The 17,743-nt window shown below is 66.6% G+C and carries 14 protein-coding genes and 10 tRNA genes; 17 read left to right on the top strand and 7 right to left on the bottom strand.

From position 1 onward, the window contains the following. Positions 1-73 precede the first annotated feature (73 nt). The 4 genes from ACM2ZB_RS10255 (at position 74) to ACM2ZB_RS10240 (ending at position 1,094) form a co-directional block, all read left to right on the top strand. A tRNA-His gene (locus ACM2ZB_RS10255) sits at positions 74-150 on the top strand. 79 nt (positions 151-229) lie between these two features. Beyond that, positions 230-305: transfer RNA gene (locus ACM2ZB_RS10250), tRNA-Lys, on the top strand. Positions 306-442: 137 nt separating this feature from the next. Further along, positions 443-518, top strand: a tRNA-Lys gene (locus ACM2ZB_RS10245). Positions 519-791: 273 nt separating this feature from the next. Then, positions 792-1,094, top strand: coding sequence for a hypothetical protein (locus ACM2ZB_RS10240; protein WP_416058398.1), 303 nt, complete (start codon positions 792-794; stop codon positions 1,092-1,094). Positions 1,095-1,115: 21 nt separating this feature from the next. Here ACM2ZB_RS10240 and ACM2ZB_RS10235 read toward each other — a convergent pair whose 3' ends face one another. Beyond that, positions 1,116-1,778, bottom strand: a complete 663-nt coding sequence (locus ACM2ZB_RS10235; RefSeq protein WP_416058397.1) for a DUF2306 domain-containing protein — start codon at positions 1,776-1,778, stop codon at positions 1,116-1,118. A gap of 123 nt (positions 1,779-1,901) precedes the next feature. Between ACM2ZB_RS10235 and ACM2ZB_RS10230 the strand changes: the two genes are divergently transcribed. The 12 genes from ACM2ZB_RS10230 (at position 1,902) to ACM2ZB_RS10175 (ending at position 9,393) form a co-directional block, all read left to right on the top strand. Continuing rightward, a tRNA-Leu gene (locus tag ACM2ZB_RS10230) sits at positions 1,902-1,986 on the top strand. 189 nt (positions 1,987-2,175) lie between these two features. Next, on the top strand, positions 2,176-3,471 hold the full coding sequence (gene tig / locus ACM2ZB_RS10225; RefSeq protein WP_313434907.1) for a trigger factor: 1,296 nt from the start codon (positions 2,176-2,178) through the stop codon (positions 3,469-3,471). Positions 3,472-3,547: 76 nt separating this feature from the next. Next, positions 3,548-4,174, top strand: a complete 627-nt coding sequence (gene clpP / locus ACM2ZB_RS10220; protein ID WP_079220811.1) for an ATP-dependent Clp endopeptidase proteolytic subunit ClpP — start codon at positions 3,548-3,550, stop codon at positions 4,172-4,174. A gap of 127 nt (positions 4,175-4,301) precedes the next feature. Then, complete coding sequence (gene clpX / locus ACM2ZB_RS10215) at positions 4,302-5,591, top strand: ATP-dependent Clp protease ATP-binding subunit ClpX (RefSeq protein WP_108758290.1); 1,290 nt, start codon at positions 4,302-4,304, stop codon at positions 5,589-5,591. Positions 5,592-5,733: 142 nt separating this feature from the next. Next, the gene (lon, locus tag ACM2ZB_RS10210) at positions 5,734-8,184 is read left to right on the top strand and encodes an endopeptidase La (protein ID WP_313434909.1); all 2,451 of its coding nucleotides are present in this window, start codon (positions 5,734-5,736) and stop codon (positions 8,182-8,184) included. Between the two features lie 219 nt (positions 8,185-8,403). Beyond that, positions 8,404-8,676 (top strand): HU family DNA-binding protein, encoded by a 273-nt coding sequence (locus ACM2ZB_RS10205; protein WP_004146343.1) that lies wholly within the window; start codon positions 8,404-8,406, stop codon positions 8,674-8,676. An 11-nt stretch (positions 8,677-8,687) separates the two neighbouring features. Beyond that, positions 8,688-8,762 (top strand) — tRNA-Val (locus tag ACM2ZB_RS10200). A gap of 26 nt (positions 8,763-8,788) precedes the next feature. Beyond that, a tRNA-Asp gene (locus ACM2ZB_RS10195) sits at positions 8,789-8,865 on the top strand. A gap of 79 nt (positions 8,866-8,944) precedes the next feature. Further along, positions 8,945-9,021, top strand: a tRNA-Asp gene (locus tag ACM2ZB_RS10190). Positions 9,022-9,102: 81 nt separating this feature from the next. Beyond that, positions 9,103-9,179, top strand: a tRNA-Asp gene (locus ACM2ZB_RS10185). Between the two features lie 31 nt (positions 9,180-9,210). Beyond that, positions 9,211-9,287, top strand: a tRNA-Asp gene (locus ACM2ZB_RS10180). 29 nt (positions 9,288-9,316) lie between these two features. Continuing rightward, positions 9,317-9,393, top strand: a tRNA-Asp gene (locus ACM2ZB_RS10175). Between the two features lie 105 nt (positions 9,394-9,498). On the opposite strand, the gene ACM2ZB_RS10170 is transcribed toward ACM2ZB_RS10175, so the two are convergent. From ACM2ZB_RS10170 to ACM2ZB_RS10155, 4 genes are read right to left on the bottom strand one after another with little or no spacing between them, the layout of a single operon-like run. After that, positions 9,499-10,734 carry a glycosyltransferase gene (locus tag ACM2ZB_RS10170; RefSeq protein ID WP_416058396.1) on the bottom strand — a complete coding sequence of 412 codons (1,236 nt, stop codon included), beginning with the start codon at positions 10,732-10,734 and terminating at the stop codon, positions 9,499-9,501. Continuing rightward, entirely contained in the window at positions 10,731-11,309 is a 579-nt protein-coding gene (locus ACM2ZB_RS10165) for a hypothetical protein (protein ID WP_416058395.1), read from the bottom strand. The genes ACM2ZB_RS10170 and ACM2ZB_RS10165 overlap by 4 nt, the downstream gene beginning before the upstream one ends. Before the next feature lie 4 nt (positions 11,310-11,313). Further along, on the bottom strand, positions 11,314-12,492 hold the full coding sequence (locus tag ACM2ZB_RS10160) for a glycosyltransferase (RefSeq protein WP_416058394.1): 1,179 nt from the start codon (positions 12,490-12,492) through the stop codon (positions 11,314-11,316). After that, a complete protein-coding gene (locus ACM2ZB_RS10155; RefSeq protein WP_416058393.1) occupies positions 12,480-13,436 on the bottom strand; it encodes an NAD-dependent epimerase/dehydratase family protein in 957 nt (318 codons plus the stop codon). Before ACM2ZB_RS10155 ends, ACM2ZB_RS10160 begins: the two co-directional genes overlap by 13 nt. Positions 13,437-13,659: 223 nt before the next feature. Here ACM2ZB_RS10155 and ACM2ZB_RS10150 point away from each other — a divergent pair, with 223 nt between their 5' ends. After that, the gene (locus tag ACM2ZB_RS10150) at positions 13,660-15,615 is read left to right on the top strand and encodes a peptidyl-prolyl cis-trans isomerase (RefSeq protein ID WP_416058392.1); all 1,956 of its coding nucleotides are present in this window, start codon (positions 13,660-13,662) and stop codon (positions 15,613-15,615) included. Positions 15,616-15,764: 149 nt separating this feature from the next. On the opposite strand, the gene ACM2ZB_RS10145 is transcribed toward ACM2ZB_RS10150, so the two are convergent. Next, entirely contained in the window at positions 15,765-16,973 is a 1,209-nt protein-coding gene (locus ACM2ZB_RS10145) for a transglycosylase SLT domain-containing protein (protein ID WP_416058391.1), read from the bottom strand. Beyond that, on the bottom strand, positions 16,970-17,734 hold the full coding sequence (gene gloB, locus ACM2ZB_RS10140) for a hydroxyacylglutathione hydrolase (RefSeq protein ID WP_313434918.1): 765 nt from the start codon (positions 17,732-17,734) through the stop codon (positions 16,970-16,972). Before gloB ends, ACM2ZB_RS10145 begins: the two co-directional genes overlap by 4 nt. Positions 17,735-17,743: the final 9 nt, after the last annotated feature.

Genomic DNA, 17,743 nt, shown 5'->3' with positions numbered 1-17,743 from the left:
TTCGGTGAGGGTCCTCGGGCAACGTATCAGGCTCCAACGCCAGCAGCATCGGCGGTGAAGCAATGTTTCAGTGGTGGCTGTAGCTCAGTTGGTTAGAGTACCGGATTGTGATTCCGGTGGTCGGGGGTTCGAATCCCCTCAGCCACCCCACTGTTTCAACCGCATCGGCAACGCCGACACGGTATTGCAATAAACAGAATGCACGCTACAATGTGCGTCTGAGTTTCACGGGCTGTTAGCTCAGTTGGTAGAGCAGTTGACTCTTAATCAATAGGTCCAAGGTTCGAATCCTTGACAGCCCACCAAGACGGAAGCCACCTGGTATGCCAGGTGGCTTTTTTCTTCAGATAGTGCGGTACCGGAGCGGTGCGGATTTCAACGATGTTGAATGAAGTGCTTGCATCCCCCAGGCGGATGGGGTCATAATTCGCGCCCCGATTTCGGGCTGTTAGCTCAGTTGGTAGAGCAGTTGACTCTTAATCAATAGGTCCAAGGTTCGAATCCTTGACAGCCCACCAGACGAAAGCCACTTGGTTCGCCAAGTGGCTTTTTTCTTGCCTTCGATCAGGTGGTACGTGTGATCGCGGCACATCCACGCATGGCGTGGATCTACTGATCAACTGGTATGGCGCATCCGCGCGCGGCGTGGATCTACTGAAGCGATGCTTAAAACTGGGTTACATGCGTCATCAGTGTTTTCAATGCTGTGCGCTGCATCTCACCGGCCACGCTTCGCATCACTCCCAATGGATGTTCCGCGCCAGAAGCGCATGTATGTGGAGTGAGTCTTGATGATTTCAACGAACAGGAATGCGGGGCTGATCATGTCCGGTGTGCTGCTGCTCGCATTGGTGGGTTGCAAGCCTGCTGAGCCGCCTGCAACCAGCGGTGACCACGCGCAGACCGTGCCGCGTGATGCCGATACGGCAAGCGTGGCAGCGCAACCGGCCATGCCTTCGGAGAACGGTGGGCCGACCGAGGCGGTCGAGATCACTCGTGCGGACGACGGGGCGTCGGTGCAGTTGCGCAAGGTTGATGCGTCCGACGCGCCAGCGGCGGCCGAGCCCGCGCAGCCGGCCGAGCCCGCGCACTGAGCCTTCCAGGCCCGGCGTGGTTCAGGCCAGCCGGGCCCTTGCGGGCGACGTGCGAAGGCTGCGCAGGCATCGCCCACTTTCGTAGGCCAGCAGTGGCAGCGCCCAGCTCAGCACCAGCAGGCCGGGCACCATCACCATCGGCGATGCCAATTGCATCAGGGGCGGTACCAGCAGGAACAGGCGGAAGACCGCCGGCGACAGGGTCACCAGATAGCTGCGCAGCATCCAGCGCCGGTGGGTGACGATCTGGTCGCGGCGGATGGCGGCGTAGCCGCGCAGTGACGTAGTCAGCCAGGCAAGGCCGGTGGCGGCAAAGGCCAGTTTGAGTGCCAGCCAGCCTTGGGTTGTCGCAATCAGTCCCACCACCGCGATGCTGCCCAGCAGGATGCCCAGCAGATAGGCGCGGCCCAGCCAGCGGTGCACGGCCGGCCAGCGTCGGCGCAGCGCAGCGACGAACTGGCTGGCGCCGGCCAGCATGGCCAGGCTGCCGCCGGTGATGTGCAGCCACAACCAGCTGCGCCGGTCCCAGAACATGCCGTAGGCCTCGGGCGTCACCTGCGCATAGCGCTGGGCGGTACCCCACAGGAAGTGGGCGGCGATGGCCAGGCCCAGCAGCCAGAACGCGGCCAGCCACCTGGCGTTCCAGGTGCGCGGGGAGGGCGGGGCAGTGGCGATGGAGTCCATCGGGCAATCCGGGCCGGGGCACCCTGCCGAGTCTGTGCCATCTGCGCGGATTTACGCATTCAGCTTTGTCACGCCTTCCGCTTTTCGCCCCCGCCTGCGACACTATGCCCCTGTGCCGGCCACGCGAAAGTGGCGGAATTGGTAGACGCCCTGGATTTAGGTTCCAGTGTCGCAAGGCGTGGGGGTTCGAGTCCCCCCTTTCGCACCAGTGCCGGCCTGTCCCCGCCCTGATCGGGCTCCCAGCGGACCCTTGACCGCCACGCGCTGGCAGTGCAGGCCGAATTGGGCGAAACTAAAGGGCTGCGGCAAGCAGGCGCGTCCCAGACGTCGTGTCCTTACAACCGTTTCATTCCAATCATCGAGCCGGGGGCCTGGGCCACCGGTGGCAGGAGTCAACATGCAAGCTTCGATCGAATCCACCGGCAACCTGGAACGCCGCCTGAGCTTCTCGCTGCCGGAAGACCGTCTGCAGAGCCACATCAACGGCCGCCTGGGCGAAATCGCCCGTACCACCCGCATCAAGGGTTTCCGTCCGGGCAAGGTGCCGGCCAAGGTGATCGAGCAGCGCTTCGGCGCGCAGGTCCGTGGCGAGGCGCTGGACGGCCTGCTGCGCGAAACCTTCGACGCGGCCGTGCGCGAGCACGACCTGCGCGTGGTCGGCAGCCCGCGCATCGACAAGGGCGAAGAGGGTGAATTCTCCTTCGTGGCCACCGTCGAAGTGGTGCCGGACTTCGGCGACATCGACGTCAGCAAGCTGACCGTGGTGCGCCACACCGCCGAAATCACCGATGCCGACATCGACCAGATGATCGAGAACCTGCAGAACCAGCGTCGCACCTGGGCCCCGGTCACCCGTGGCGCGCAGGACGGCGATCTGGTCGCGCTGGAAACCTGGTCGCAGGCCGGCGAAGAGCGCCTGCCGGCCGAAGGCACCGAGAAGGGTTCGATCGTGCTCGGCCAGGGCATGATGTTCGAAACCATCGAAAAGGGCCTGGTCGGCCTGGCCAAGGGTGAAGAAAAGACCCTGGACGTCGAGTTCCCGGCTGACTGGCGCGTGCCGGTGCTGGCCGGCAAGACCGTGCAGGTCACCGTCAAGGTCGTGGACATTTCCGAGCCGGTCGTGCCGGCCGTCGACGAGGCCTTCATCAAGAGCTTCGGCGTGAAGGGCGGCGACGTCGAGCAGTTCCGCAGCGACATCCGCGCCAACCTGGAGCGCGAGCTGAAGGGTGCCCTGATGAACCGCCTGCGCCGCGAAGTGGGCGAGCAGCTGATCGCCGCCTATTCGTCGGTGGAAATGCCGCCGCGCCTGGTTGAGAACGAAGCCCGTGCCATGCTGGCCCAGCAGGTCGAGCAGGCCCGCCGCAACGGCCAGAACGTCGGTGACGTCCCGGCCGATGCCCACGAGGGCTTCAAGGATGCCGCCGCCAAGCGCGTGCTGGTCGGCCTGGTGGTGGGCGAAGTGGCCCGCACCAACGACCTGCGCCTGGAAGCCAAGCGCCTGAACGAAACGATGCGTCTGATCGCTTCGACCTACGAAGAGCCGGAACAGGTCATTGAGATGTACCGCAACGACCCCCAGCTCATGTCGGGTCTGCAGAACCGTGTGATGGAAGAGCAGGTGATCGACTGGATCGCCGAGCGCGCCCAGCACACCGAAGAAAAGCTGTCGTTCCAGGACGCGATCCGCCAGTAAGCCGCGGCGGATCTCCCCCAACCCCGCGCCTGCCCTGGCGCGGGGGTGTTTTCCCCCAAGACAGGTACCTCACGAAATGGACAACCGGACCAAAGCCCTGAACATGGTTCCCATGGTGGTCGAGCAGACCAGCCGCGGCGAGCGTGCCTACGACATCTATTCGCGCCTGTTGAAGGAGCGCCTGATCTTCCTGGTGGGCCCGATCGACGATCACATGGCCAACGTGGTGGTGGCGCAGCTGCTGTTCCTGGAAGCGGAAAACCCGGAAAAGGACATCAGCATCTACATCAACTCGCCGGGTGGCGTGGTCACCGCCGGTATGGCGATCTACGACACCATGCAGTACATCAAGCCGGACGTGAGCACCATCTGCGTCGGCCAGGCCGCCTCGATGGGCGCCCTGCTGCTGGCCTCGGGCGCTGCCGGCAAGCGCTATGCGCTGCCGAACTCGCGCGTGATGATCCACCAGCCGCTGGGCGGCTTCCAGGGTCAGGCCACCGATATCGACATCCACGCGCGTGAGATCCTCACCCTGCGTTCGCGCCTGAACGAAGTGCTGGCCAAGCACACCGGCCAGTCGCTGGAAACGATCGCCCGCGACACCGAGCGCGACAACTTCAAGAGCGCGGTCGACTCGGTGGCCTACGGCCTGGTCGACCAAGTGCTGGAACGTCGTCCGGAAGAGTCGATCCAGGCCGGTTGATCGGCCTACACGGGGCCATGGAGGCCCCGTTCCTGCAGGGTCGGACCGGGACTGGCGTCCCTCCGGCCCTGTGCTATTCTCGAATCGAACCCCCGTTCAGCGGGTGGGGTAACTGGGTAAGCGAAGCATGAGCGAAGACCGCCAAGGTCGTTCCACGGACACCGGCAAGATCCTCTACTGCTCTTTCTGCGGAAAGAGCCAGCATGAAGTGCGCAAGCTGATTGCCGGTCCGAGCGTGTTCATCTGCGATGAGTGCGTGGAGCTGTGCAACGACATCATCCGTGAAGAACTCGAGGAAAAGGCGCAGTCGGCGCGCAGTTCGCTGCCCAAGCCGCGCGAGATCCTCGAAGTGCTCGACCAGTACGTGATTGGCCAGAACCGGGCCAAGCGCACCTTGGCCGTGGCCGTCTACAACCATTACAAGCGCATCGAGAGCCGGCAGAAGAACGATGAGGTCGAACTGGCCAAGTCGAACATCCTGCTGGTCGGCCCGACCGGTTCGGGCAAGACGCTGCTGGCCGAAACCCTGGCCCGCCTGCTCAACGTGCCGTTCACCATGGCCGACGCCACCACGCTGACCGAAGCCGGTTACGTGGGCGAGGACGTGGAGAACATCATCCAGAAGCTGCTGCAGAAGTGCGACTACGACGTCGAGAAAGCGCAGCAGGGCATCGTCTACATCGATGAAATCGACAAGATCTCGCGCAAGAGCGAGAACCCGTCGATCACCCGCGATGTGTCCGGCGAAGGCGTCCAGCAGGCCCTGCTGAAGCTGATCGAAGGCACCGTGGCCAGCGTTCCGCCGCAGGGCGGCCGCAAGCACCCGCAGCAGGAGTTCCTGCAGGTTGACACCAAGAACATCCTGTTCATCTGCGGCGGCGCGTTTGCCGGCCTGGACAAGGTGATCCAGCAGCGTTCCAACGACGCCGGCGGCATCGGCTTCGGCGCCAAGGTGAAGAGCGCCGAGCGCAAGGTGGAAGTAGGCAAGGTGCTGGCTGAAGTCGAGCCGGAAGACCTGATCAAGTTCGGCCTGATCCCCGAGTTCGTCGGCCGCCTGCCGGTGGTGGCGACCCTGGAGGAGCTGGACGAGCCGGCCCTGATCAAGATCCTGACCGAGCCGAAGAACGCCATCACCAAGCAGTTCAAGAAGCTGTTCGAGATGGAGAACGTCGAGCTGGAGTTCCGCCCGGACGCGCTGTCGGCCATTGCCAGGAAGGCGCTCAAGCGCAAGACCGGCGCCCGTGGCCTGCGCACCATCGTCGAATCGGTCCTGCTGGACACCATGTACGACCTGCCGTCGCAGGAAAACGTCAGCAAGGTGGTGGTGGACGAATCGGTGATCGAGCACAAGTCCGAGCCGTACCTGATCTACCAGACCCCGGCGGCCCCTGAACAGAAGGCCGCAGGCGCTGAGTGATCCTTTCAAGTTTTTGATTTGAAAGGATTTTAAACGAACGCCTTGCATCTGAAAGCCGATGGCCCCATAACGGGGCCATCGGCTTTTTTTGTCTCCGGAAGATGCCCTCCCGGAGGCGGTTTTCCCCTTCCCTGGAGCCCCCATGGCCCGTTCCCCAAGTGAAACCCTCGACCTGCCGGTCCTGCCGCTGCGCGACGTAGTGGTGTTCCCGCACATGGTCATCCCGCTGTTCGTCGGCCGTGACAAGTCCATGCACGCGCTCGAACAGGCAATGGAAGCGGACAAGCGCATCCTGCTGCTGGCGCAGAAGTCGGCCGAGACCGACGACCCGCATGCCGCCGACCTCTACCAGGTCGGTACGCTGGCGCAGGTGCTGCAGCTGCTGAAGCTGCCCGACGGCACCATCAAGGTGCTGGTCGAAGGCCTGTCGCGCGTGCAGGTCACCCAGGTGGACGAGCGCAATGGCTCGCTGCATGGGCAGGCTGTGGAAATCGATGCGGCCGACCCGCGCGAGCCGCGCGAGATCGAGGCGATCGCCCGCTCGCTGATGTCGCTGTTCGAGCAGTACGTGAAGACCAACCGCAAGCTGCCGCCGGAACTGCTGCAGACCCTGGCCGGCATCGATGAGCCGGCGCGCCTGGCTGACACCATCGCCGCGCACATCAGCGTGCGCTTGGCCGACAAACAGCGCCTGCTGGAAACGCTGGCCGTGGGCGAGCGCCTGGAAATGCTGGTCGGCCTGGTCGACGGCGAGATCGACGTGCAGCAGATGGAAAAGCGCATCCGCGGCCGCGTGAAGTCGCAGATGGAAAAGAGCCAGCGCGAGTACTACCTCAACGAACAGATGAAGGCCATCCAGAAAGAACTGGGTGACCTGGACGACGCGCCGGGCGAGCTGGAAGAGCTGGCCCGCAAGATCGCCGAAGCCGGCATGCCCAAGCCGGTGGAAACCAAGGCGCGCAACGAGTTGAACAAGCTCAAGCAGATGTCGCCGATGTCGGCCGAAGCGGCCGTCGTGCGCAACTACCTGGAGTGGCTGCTGGGCGTGCCGTGGAAGAAGCGCACCAAGGTGCGCAAGGACCTGAAGGCTGCGCAGGACACCCTGGACGCCGATCACTACGGCCTGGACAAGGTCAAGGACCGCATCCTGGAATACCTGGCGGTGCAGTCGCGCGTGAAGCAGATGAAGGGCCCGATCCTGTGCCTGGTCGGTCCGCCGGGCGTGGGCAAGACCTCGCTGGGCCAGTCCATCGCCAAGGCCACCAACCGCAAGTTCGTGCGCATGTCGCTGGGCGGCGTGCGCGACGAGGCCGAGATCCGTGGTCACCGCCGTACCTACGTCGGTTCGATGCCGGGCCGCATCGTGCAGAACCTCAACAAGGTCGGCAGCAAGAATGCGCTGTTCGTGCTGGATGAGATCGACAAGATGTCGATGGACTTCCGTGGCGATCCGTCCTCGGCGCTGCTGGAAGTGCTGGACCCGGAACAGAACAACGCCTTCAACGACCACTACCTGGAAGTGGACCTGGACCTGTCCGAAGTGATGTTCGTGGCGACCTCCAACTCGCTCAACATTCCGGGCCCGCTGCTGGACCGCATGGAAGTGATCCGCATCCCCGGCTACACCGAGGATGAGAAGCTCAACATCGCCACCCGTTACCTGTCGCCGAAGCAGATCAAGGCCAATGGCCTGAAGCCGGAAGAACTGGAAATCGGCAGCGATGCGATCCAGGACATCGTGCGCTACTACACGCGCGAATCCGGCGTGCGCAACTTGGAACGCGAGATCGCCAAGATCTGCCGCAAGGTGGTGAAGGAGATCGCGCTGGCCGGCCCGCAGCCGGTGAAGGCGAAGAAGGGCGCGAAGAAGTCCAAGGCCCTGGTCAGCGTCAGCAGCAAGAACCTGGACAAGTACCTGGGCGTGCGTCGCTTCGACTTCGGCCGCGCCGAGGAAGAGAACGAGATCGGCCTGGTCACCGGCCTGGCCTGGACCGAAGTGGGCGGCGACCTGCTGCAGATCGAATCGACCCTGGTGCCGGGCAAGGGCCAGCTGATCCTGACCGGCCAGCTGGGCAACGTGATGAAGGAATCGGCGTCGGCGGCGTTGTCGGTGGTGCGTTCGCGCGCCGTCGGTTTCGGCATCGATGCAGACTTCCTGCAGAAGCACGACGTGCACGTGCACGTGCCCGATGGCGCCACGCCGAAGGACGGCCCCAGTGCCGGCGCGGCGATGGTCACCTCGCTGGTGTCGATGCTGAGCAAGGTGCCGGTGCGTGCCGACGTGGCGATGACCGGTGAGATCACCCTGCGCGGTCGCGTGACGGCGATTGGTGGGCTGAAGGAAAAGCTGCTGGCGGCACTTCGTGGCGGAATCCGCACGGTCATCATCCCCGAGGAGAACCGCAAGGACCTGGCCGACATTCCGGCCAACGTCACCCGCGATCTGCAGATCGTGCCGGTGAAGTACATCGAGGAAGTCCTGGACTTGGCGCTGGAGCGTCCGCTGGCACCGAAAAAGGCGCGCAAGAGTGCGCAGCGCGTCACGGTGCGCAGCAAGGCCAAACCGAGTGGAAACGCGCGCGTCAAGCATTGACGCGCGCAGTCGAAATGCTTGAAACCCGCGTCGTTGCTGGCTTTCCAGCTTGCGTGGGGGTAGGGGCGCTGGTATAAAAGCAGCACCCGCGAATGAGTGATCGCAGTCTGGTGATCACTGAATTCGGCGAACAGTTTCCACATGGCGGCCGTGCGCGCATCGCGTGCGGTTGCTTCCCTGTCGAATAAGCGGAACCCACCGCCAAAGGAGTTGTAGAGAATGAACAAGACCGAATTGATCGATGCCGTTGCTGAAGCTGCCGACCTGACCAAGGCCGAGTCCAGCCGCGCTGTCGATGCCGTCGTTGCTGCCGTCACCAAGGCGCTGAAGGACGGCGATGCGGTCACCCTGGTTGGCTTCGGTACCTTCCAGGTCCGCGACCGTGCTGCCCGCACCGGCCGCAACCCGAAGACCGGCGACACCATCAAGATCGCTGCTTCGAAGAATCCGTCGTTCAAGGCTGGTAAGGCCCTGAAGGATGCTGTAAACTAAGCGGCTCGCTGGGGTGCTTAGCTCAGCGGTAGAGCGTCTCCTTTACACGGAGAGGGTCGGGGGTTCGAAACCCTCAGCACCCACCACAGCACCGCAGTAAAAGTTCAAGTGTGGAGCGGTAGTTCAGCTGGTTAGAATGCTGGCCTGTCACGCCGGAGGTCGCGGGTTCGAGTCCCGTCCGCTCCGCCACTTTGATGCGAGGCCCCCGGGCGACTGGGGGCTTTGTTTTCTTCCAGGGTTTACCCTGCGGGAAAACAGCAACACAACTGGAGCGGTAGTTCAGCTGGTTAGAATGCTGGCCTGTCACGCCGGAGGTCGCGGGTTCGAGTCCCGTCCGCTCCGCCAGTTTCAAAGGCTTCCGGGCAACCGGGCGCCTTGTTTCAACCGGCCTCGGCCGGGAGAGACAGAAAGGTTTGCAGCAAACGTGGAGCGGTAGTTCAGCTGGTTAGAATGCTGGCCTGTCACGCCGGAGGTCGCGGGTTCGAGTCCCGTCCGCTCCGCCAAGTTGCAAGCAGGGGTATCTGGAAGTGCTGTGGAGCGGTAGTTCAGCTGGTTAGAATGCTGGCCTGTCACGCCGGAGGTCGCGGGTTCGAGTCCCGTCCGCTCCGCCATCCCGGATCCCGACAAGTTCTGCCCATGTGGAGCGGTAGTTCAGCTGGTTAGAATGCTGGCCTGTCACGCCGGAGGTCGCGGGTTCGAGTCCCGTCCGCTCCGCCAGCAGAGTTTGAAGTGTCATCGAAGATGCCCGTCGGTCCTGGACCTGCGGGCATTTTGCTTTTCCGGGGCCTGTGCGTGCCCTTGTCGGCCGGGCATGGCCCGGCGCTACTGCAGCGACGCGACGCGGTCGAGCACCGCTTCCACGGCACTATGCCGCTGCACCGACGCCTGCAGCGCAGCCAACCCCGGGAACGCATCGGCCTGCAGCGCGCGCGCGAACAACGCCGGCAGCGCACCAAGATCGCGCAGCCACAGGCCCGCTCCGGCCTGCTGCAACCGTGCGGCGTGGTCGAACTGGTCGTAATCCAGGGGATACACCAGCGCTGGCACGCCCGCGCGCAGCGCGTGGTACATCACGCCCGCGCCGCCATGGTGCAGCACAAGGTCGTAGCGGTGCAGATGCCGGGCGTAATCGACAAAGGGCAGGTGGTGCAGGTTCGGCAGCGGCTGGATCGCGGCGCCCAGATCGTGCTGGTGGCCGTCGCTGACATGCACCTGCCACTGCGGATGCTGCGCGGCCAGCGCTGCGGCCGCCTCGGCCAGGCGCGGCTTGATCCAGTCCTGATGGGTGCCGGCGGTGACCAGCAGGTGGCGGGCGCCGTCCACGAACGGCGGCGCGGCCTGCGCACTGGCCGGGGTGTGCAGCATCGGCCCGATGAACTGCAGCGCCTGCGGCCAGCGGCGTCCGAATTCCAGTTCCGGCACGCCCAGGGCGAGGATGCACTGGTCCGAATACACCCGCTCGCTGCCATCGGCGCGGTAGATCGACGGCACGCCCAAGCGGCGCATCGCCGGCCGCTGCCAGGCGTGCACGGCGCGCTTGAACAGCCGGATCATGCGCCGGCCGGCAGCATGCTGCAGGGCCTGCCAGCGCGTGCGGGCCGGTGTGCAGCCGCCCAGATAGGGCGGGGGGCCATCGGCGCAGTCCAGCACGCACGGCGAGGGCAGGCTGGTCCACCACGCGATGCCGAGTTCGGCCGCCAGCAGCCCGGCCGGCGGCAGGGTGAAATCGACGATCACCAGGTCCGGCCGCTGGTCCCGCCAGCGCTGCTGCAGGGCGTGGCGCATCTGCTCCATCAGGCGCAGCGCCTGGGTCAGCTGTGCGTGCAGGCGCAGCGGGTTGGCCTTGACCGGTTTCGGTGGGTTGGCGATCTGCCACAGCGTCGCTTCCTGCGCTGCCGACAGCAGCACGCCGCTGTCCAGCCCGCTGGCCTGGATGGCGGCCTGCGCGCCTGGCGTGCTCAGCACCGTGACCGAATGGTGTGGCTGCAACTGGCGGGCGATGGCCAGCACGGGGTGCAGGTGGCCGCTGTAGGGCGGGGCCAGCAGTTCGATTTTCATCCGTGTGCCTGCTCGATGCGGCCGGCCAGCTCGCGGGCGATGGCCAGCACCGATGGCTGCCGCAGGTAATCCATATGCCCGCTGTCGACCCAGCGCCGCGCGCCCCGCCAGCCCAGCCGGGACACCCAGTCCTGCCGCCCGACCAGAATCTCCAGGTGGGTGGCGGCCGGTGCGCTGCGCGCCACCGGGCCGTAGGCCAGCACGCTGCAGCGCTGCATCAGTGCGGGCGGCAACCGCAGGTTCGCCAGAAGCTCCAGCCCGCAGCTGCCGACCAGCAGCAGGGTGTGCGGTGCGGCGTGCAGCAGGCCATGCATGGCCGCGCCATGCGCCTGCGCGAACCCGCTGCGCCGTGAGCGCAGGTAGTGGCGGCTGTTGTGCCAGCAGGCCGACAGCAGTGGCGCCGGCCGATGCGCGGCGGTGGCCATGTCGTAAGGGAAGTTGCAGGGGTGCAGGCGCCGGCCCGGCGCCTGCAGGGCCTGGCCGAAGGCGCGCTGGAGCGGGCTGAGCGCACAGTGCGCCGGATCGCTCTGCCCGGTCAGGAAGGCCAGCTGCAGGTACACGGGGGCGGCGGGCATCGGCTCAGCCTCCCTGGAAATCGTCATTGGCGCGCACCTGGTACAGGCGCGTGCGCCAGCGGATGCGGCGGACGCAGGCCGCGTGCAGCAGGTGCAGGGGCTGCAGCAGTTCGGCCAGCAGCGAGGCCAGCGGACGGTGCCGCACCCGCCCACTGGCACGGTGCTGCAGCACCATCAGCACACCCGCACGCAGCACCAGCAGCACGCCGGCCAGCAGTGCCGGCAGGCCGGCCGGCGGCAGCAGGGCCAGCACCAGCACGGCCCACAGCAGCAAGGGCGGCAGCCCATGCAGCACGCCGATCAGCAGGCGCAGGGCGGGCGCTTCATCGCGCAGCAGCAGCACCGCGAACAGCATCCAACGGTGCATCTGCTGCCGATAGCGCTGCAGGGTCGGTACATGGGTCTGGACTTCCACCGGCGCAGTGGACTGGTGCAGGCGCGCGTGCTGCCGGCGCAGCGCGCGGGCCAGGGCCAGATCGTCGGCCAGCATGGGCAGCAGCGGTGCGAAGCCCCCCAGGGCGCGCAGGCGCTCGCTGCGCAGCGCGTAGCACATGCCATTGATCGACAGCGGGGCCAGCCATGGCAGCAGGCCCAGGTAGGTCAGCGCGGTGTTGTTGTTGACGAACTGGGCCATCAGCCGCGCGCCAGCCGCACCGTCATCGCGGTAGCAAGGCAGGGCCGTGACCAGGTCGGCTGCCGGGTGCCCGGCCGGCCCCAGTTCGTCGACCAGCTGCGCCAGCGCGGCCGCCGACAGGCGGGCATCGTCATCCAGCACCAGCAGCACCGGCTCGCGCACCTGCGGCAGCACGGCGTCCAGCTTGAAGGTCTTCGGATTGATGCCCTCCGGCGCGGCCGGGTAGTGCAGGCAGGTGATGCGGCGGCCGGGGTGGGCGTCGCACAGGGCGCGAGCGATGGCCTGGCCGGCACCGTCGGCATCGTCCAGCAGCCAGTGGAAATGCGCACCGGGCAGTGCCCGCAGGTTGTCGCCCAGCACCTGTGCCAGCAGCGGGTCGCCGCTGAGGATGGGCTGCAGGATGGCCACGCCGCGGCCATCGTGGCCGGCCGGGGCGTGCCTGCGGGGTGGGTGCCGGGCCAGGATGCGCAGGGCGCCGCCGGCCTTCACCGCCAGCAACAGCAGGTACAGGCCTGCCAGCACCAGGCTGGCCACGCTCAGGCTGCCCATGGCCTGCGCTGCGCGTCGATGAAGCGTTGGATGCCTTCTTCCAGTGATACCTGTGGCGGCCCCAGGTCGGCCAGCATGCGGCGAGGGTTGAAGGTTTTCGAATAGGCGAAGGCGGCCACGCCGAAGCGGGTGATGGGCGGCTCGCTGCGCCGGCGAAGGATCCGCCAGGCCAGTTCCAGTGCGCTGGCCGCGCCCAAGGCCAGTGCGGTGGGCAGGCGCCGCCGCGGCGCAGGCAGCTGCAGGGCGGTCAGCATCCACTCCAGCACCGCCTGCAGGTCCACCGGCTGCGCGTTGGTGAGGTTGTAGGCCGGTGCCAGCCGTTCGGCCTGGGCGGCGCGCAGCAGGTATTCCACCAGCGTATCGATATGGATCAGGTCGACCAGCGGCGGCCCGCCCGGGGTGACCAGGTGCGGTACGCCGCCGCGCCGTGCGGCGGCGATCAGGCGTGGCAGCAGCACCGTGTCGCCCGGGCCGAATACCGCACGCGGGCGCAGGATGCAGGAGCAGCCTTCATACGCGGCCACCAAGGCTTCGGCGGCGGCCTTGCTGCGCGCGTATTCATTGAGGAAGCGGGGCCCGATCGGGCTGTCCTCGTCCAGGTCGTACTGGTGTGCCTCGCGGTAGAAGACCGCCGTGGTCGACACATGCAGCAGGCGCGGCAGGCCGTTGCGGCGGCAGAAGGCGATCACCTGCGCGGTGGCGTCCACGTTCTGCTGCCGGTATTGCGCGCGGCTGCCCCAGGGGGCCACGCGTGCGGCGGCGTGCACCACCACGTCCGGGCGGAACGGCAGGTCGAAGGGCACCGACAGATCGCACGCGGCGTAGTGGGGCAGGGGCAGCGGCCGCCGGCCGACGCCGAAGGCCTGCACGCCGGGCACCTGGGCCAGGCGGTGCAGCAGGGCGCCACCGACGAAGCCGGAGGCACCGGTGACCAGGATGCGCATTGGGCCTTCCCTCCCTCTGTGTGCGGTGCCGTTGCCGGGCCGCTGGCCCATGCGACCGTGCAGTATGCGCCGTGCGCTCGGCCGACGGCCATGCCGGCCCGGGCGTGGCATCGGCGCAGTGGCCGCAGAACCTTGCCCCGCCTGCCTCCGGGCCGTTTTTGGTACGGGCGGCGAAGCGGGTTACACTGCTTGGCTCGCCAATCAGGCCTTGTGATTCCTCACCATGCTGCAGAAACTCCGCGACAAGACCTCAGGCTGGATCGTCACCGTGATCCTGGGGCTGCTGATGATTCCGTTCCTGTTCGTGATCGACAACAGCTACCTGGGTGGTGTCGGCTCGCAGAACGTGGCCAAGGTCTCGGCACCGCCGACCTGGTGGCGCTCGGCGCCGTCGTGGTGGCCGGTGCGCATGATGTGGCAGCACCACGAGATCAGCGCGCAGGATTTCCGCACCCGCTTCGAGCAGGAGCGTGCGCGCGAGCGCCAGCAGCAGGGCGACAACTTCGACCCGCGCGCGTTTGAAAGCACCGAGAACAAACTGGCCGTGCTCGACCAGCTGATCGACGAGCAGGTCGTGCGCCTGGTGGGCGAACAGGCCGGCGTGGTGATCGGCGATGGCGCCGTGCGTGACTACATCACCAGCATCCCGTCCTTCCTGGGCGCCGATGGCAAGTTCAACGAGAACAACTACCGCCTGGCCCTGGCCGGCGGCAATCCGCCGCGCACCCCCACCCAGTTCCAGGAACTGGTGCGTGAGAGCCTGCAGCAGTCGGTCATTCCGTCGGGCCTGCAGAGCTCGGGCTTCGTCACCCAGGCCGAGACCGAGCGCCTGTTGAAGCTGCTGGGCGAGACCCGCGACGTTGAACTGGTGGGCCTGCCGGAAGTGCCGGCCGATACCGCACCGGTCACCGATGCGCAGATCAAGCAGTGGTACGACAGCCATGGCAAGGATTTCCGCCAGGCCGAATCGGTGTCGCTGGAATACGTCGAACTCAACGGCGCCAACCTGCCGGCACCGGTGGCGGCTGACGAAGCTACCCTGCGCAAGCGTTACGACGAAGAAAAGGCCAAGTTCACCACCCCGGAACAGCGCCAGGCCTCGCACATCCTGATCACCGGCGACGGTGCTGAAGCCAAGGCCGCCAAGCTGGCCACCGAAGCCAAGGCCGCAGGTGCCGACTTCGCCGCGCTGGCCAAGGCCAATTCGGAAGACCCTGGTTCCAAGGACCAGGGCGGCGATCTGGGTTGGGTCGAGCGCGGTGCGATGGTCAAGCCGTTCGAGGACGCGCTGTTCGCGGCCAAGGCCGGTGACGTGATCGGCCCGGTCAAGACCGACTTCGGCTACCACATCATCAAGGTCGCTGCCGTGCGCGGTGGCGAAGGCAAGACGTTCGAAGAAGTGCGTGACACGCTGGCGGCCGAGCAGCTGAAGGCTGACGCCGAGCGCGGCTTCAACGATCTGGCCAGCCGCCTGGTCGATGCCATCAACAAGAGCCCGAGCGACCTGGTTGCCGCGGCCAAGAGCGTGGACCTGCCGGTGCAGACCCTGGGCCCGATCACCCGTGCCACCGCCAGCGGCATTGCTGCCGATCCGGCCGTGCTGCGCGCCGCGTTCTCCGACGTGCTGGTGCAGGACGGTACCGCCAGCGATCCGATCGCCCTGGGCGGCAGCACCAACCACAGCGTGGTGATCCGTGTGGCCGCGCATACCCCGGAACAGGCCCTGCCGCTGGACAAGGCCCGCGAACAGGTGATCGCCGCAATCCGCGCCGACCGCCAGCGCCAGGCCAGCGACAAGGCGGCCGACGCGCTGCTGGCCAAGCTGAAGGGCGGTGCCAGCCTGCAGTCGCTGGCCGCCAGTGAGAAGCTGCAGGTCAGCCCGATGCCGGGCCTGCCGCGCAGCCAGCCGGTGCCGACCCCGGAAATCAACCGCGCCATCTTCAGCGCGCCGGTGCCGGCCGAAGGCAAGCCGAGCTACGGCAAGGTCGACGTCAACGGCCATGCCCTGGTCTTCGTGGTCAACAAGGTCACCCCGGGCGACATCAAGGAAGTGACCGCCGAGCAGCAGAAGCAGCTGAAGGACCAGCTGAGTCAGATCGACGGCGCCGCTGCGGCCAAGGCCTACATCGACGCGATGCGCAAGAAGTTCGTGGTGCAGACCACCGAAGCGAACCTGTAAGCCGCGAGGCTGGCAGGACGCAAAAGGCCCGGCAATGCCGGGCCTTTTTTTGTGGGTGGGGCTGCATAGCTTTTGTAGAGTCGAGCCATGCTCGACTGGACGTGCAGAATCAGTCGAGCATGGCTCGACTCTACAAAGGGCCGCGGCGGTCAGTCTTCCACGCGCAGCACGGCACCGGGCTTCAGTACGCTGCTGCCGCTCAGGCCGTTCAGGGACAGCAGGGCCTTCACCGGCATGCCGTAACGGCGGGCGATGGTCCAGGCCGATTCGCCATCGCGCACGGTGTGGCGGCGGCTGCGCGGGCGATCCGCTGCACTGGCCACGGTACGGCTGGCTTTGGGTGTGGGGGCGGGCGTGGCGCTCGCCGTGCTGGCCACCGACGCAGCCGCTACTGCGGTCGCGCTGTCGACCCCATTGGCCGATGCTGCGGCCACCGGGGCCAGCACGCGGGTCGTGCCCGAGGGGCGGCTGCTGCCGGCCAGGGCAGGGTTCAGGCGGGCGATGCGCGCCGGGTCCAGCGAACGCTGCGCGGCCCACTGCTGCACGCTGGTGCCAGCCGGCAGGGTGTGGTCCTTCAGCACCGGCACGGTGCGGTCCAGCGACGCCATCACGCCGGGCTGGTCTTCCACGTCTTCCAGCACGCAGGCGAGGGCATGCAGCTTCTCGACATACGCGTGGGTAACCGGCGACAGGCCCGGCAGCGCCGCTGGCTTGGCGTTCTGCGCGTTCATGCCGGCCTTGCGCATGGACTGCAGTACCCGGTACTCGCCGGCGTTGTAGGCCATGGTGGCCAGGCGCCAGTCGCCGCCGAACATGCCGTGCAGGGTCTTCAGGTAACGCACCGCAGCCTGGGTTGAATCGACCGCCGACAGGCGGCCGTCATAGCCGTTGGCCATCGGCACGCGGTGGTTGCGCGCGGTGGTGGCGATGAACTGCCACAGGCCGGTCGGGCCGCTGCCGTTGCGGGCATTGGGGCGGTAGCCGCTTTCCACGAACGGGATCAGCGCGAATTCGGTGGGCAGGTTCGCCTTGCGCAGTTCTTCGACCACATAGCCGAACAGCACCAGCGCATCGTCATCCTGGTTGGCCAGGCGCGAGGGGGCATGGGCGAACTGCTTCTGCCAGCGCGGGCTGGTGGCCTCGGCATCGCAGGTCGGCTCGGCCAGGCCGTCGCGGAAGCTGGCGAAGATCTCCTGGCCGTTGCGCACCGACGCGGCCGGCAGCATGGCCGGGTCCAGCGGCAGGGCCGCAGCGGCGGTCAGGTTCTGGCTGATGCCGGCGCCCAGCGACTGCGCGCCCGCGTTTCCGGCCAGCCCCAGGACAAGGCCCAGGGCCAGCGGCAGACTTCGGCGCATCATGCGCGGAAGCCGTCTTTCCAGTGCCGGAGACCGGCCATGACATCGACGTCGTCCACGACATCGCGCCCCAGGTGCGCTGCCACCGCCGCGCGGATCGGCGCGGTGTGCACACGCAGGAACGGATTGCAGTCCAGCTCGTTGGCCAGGGTTACCGGCAGGGTGGAACGGTCATCGCGGCGCATGGCCAAAGCCTCCTCTTGGCGCTGCCACAGGGCAGCGTTGGCGGGGTCGACATGCCGCGCGAAGACGGCATTTGACACGGTGTACTCGTGGGCGCAACACAACAGCAGCTGCGCGGGCAAGGTACCCAGCTTGCGCATCGATGCCAGAAGCTGGGACGGCGTACCTTCGAACAGACGTCCACAGCCCAGGCTGAACAACGAATCTCCGCTGAAAAGATGTTCAGCAGTGTGAAACGCGATGTGGCTGCGGGTATGCCCGGGCACGGATAGTACGTGGAACATCCGGCCCAGTGCCTGAACGCGTTCACCTTCGCCCACCCGCTCGGTCGCGGTGGGGATGCGTTCGTCTACCGGGGCGACCACGCGTGCGCCGGGGAAACGCGCCTGCAGGGCCGGCACGCCGCCGATGTGATCGTCGTGGTGATGGGTGAGCAGGATGGTGTCCACGCGCAGCCCCTGGTCGGCCAGGGCAAGCACGGGCGCGGCGTCGCCGGGGTCGACGACCACGGCGGCGCCATCGTCGGCAGTCAGCATCCAGATGTAATTGTCCGCAAATGCGGGCAGGGCAGTCAGTCGCATAGAATTGGA

It is taken from the genome of Stenotrophomonas maltophilia (assembly GCF_047782825.1).
Taxonomy (GTDB): domain Bacteria; phylum Pseudomonadota; class Gammaproteobacteria; order Xanthomonadales; family Xanthomonadaceae; genus Stenotrophomonas.
This window is presented reverse-complemented; position numbering and strand designations above follow the sequence as displayed.

Excerpts from the sequence above, each read along its gene's own strand:
- ACM2ZB_RS10155 (WP_416058393.1), bottom strand. The coding sequence starts at position 13,436 with ATGCGCATCCTGGTCACCGGTGCCTCCGGCTTCGTCGGTGGCGCCCTG.
- ACM2ZB_RS10150 (WP_416058392.1), top strand. The coding sequence starts at position 13,660 with ATGCTGCAGAAACTCCGCGACAAGACCTCAGGCTGGATCGTCACCGTG.
- ACM2ZB_RS10165 (WP_416058395.1), bottom strand. The coding sequence starts at position 11,309 with ATGCCCGCCGCCCCCGTGTACCTGCAGCTGGCCTTCCTGACCGGGCAG.
- clpP (WP_079220811.1), top strand. The coding sequence starts at position 3,548 with ATGGACAACCGGACCAAAGCCCTGAACATGGTTCCCATGGTGGTCGAG.
- tig (WP_313434907.1), top strand. The coding sequence starts at position 2,176 with ATGCAAGCTTCGATCGAATCCACCGGCAACCTGGAACGCCGCCTGAGC.
- clpX (WP_108758290.1), top strand. The coding sequence starts at position 4,302 with ATGAGCGAAGACCGCCAAGGTCGTTCCACGGACACCGGCAAGATCCTC.
- ACM2ZB_RS10235 (WP_416058397.1), bottom strand. The coding sequence starts at position 1,778 with ATGGACTCCATCGCCACTGCCCCGCCCTCCCCGCGCACCTGGAACGCC.
- ACM2ZB_RS10145 (WP_416058391.1), bottom strand. The coding sequence starts at position 16,973 with ATGATGCGCCGAAGTCTGCCGCTGGCCCTGGGCCTTGTCCTGGGGCTG.
- ACM2ZB_RS10205 (WP_004146343.1), top strand. The coding sequence starts at position 8,404 with ATGAACAAGACCGAATTGATCGATGCCGTTGCTGAAGCTGCCGACCTG.
- lon (WP_313434909.1), top strand. The coding sequence starts at position 5,734 with ATGGCCCGTTCCCCAAGTGAAACCCTCGACCTGCCGGTCCTGCCGCTG.
- gloB (WP_313434918.1), bottom strand. The coding sequence starts at position 17,734 with ATGCGACTGACTGCCCTGCCCGCATTTGCGGACAATTACATCTGGATG.
- ACM2ZB_RS10240 (WP_416058398.1), top strand. The coding sequence starts at position 792 with ATGATTTCAACGAACAGGAATGCGGGGCTGATCATGTCCGGTGTGCTG.
- ACM2ZB_RS10170 (WP_416058396.1), bottom strand. The coding sequence starts at position 10,734 with ATGAAAATCGAACTGCTGGCCCCGCCCTACAGCGGCCACCTGCACCCC.
- ACM2ZB_RS10160 (WP_416058394.1), bottom strand. The coding sequence starts at position 12,492 with ATGGGCAGCCTGAGCGTGGCCAGCCTGGTGCTGGCAGGCCTGTACCTG.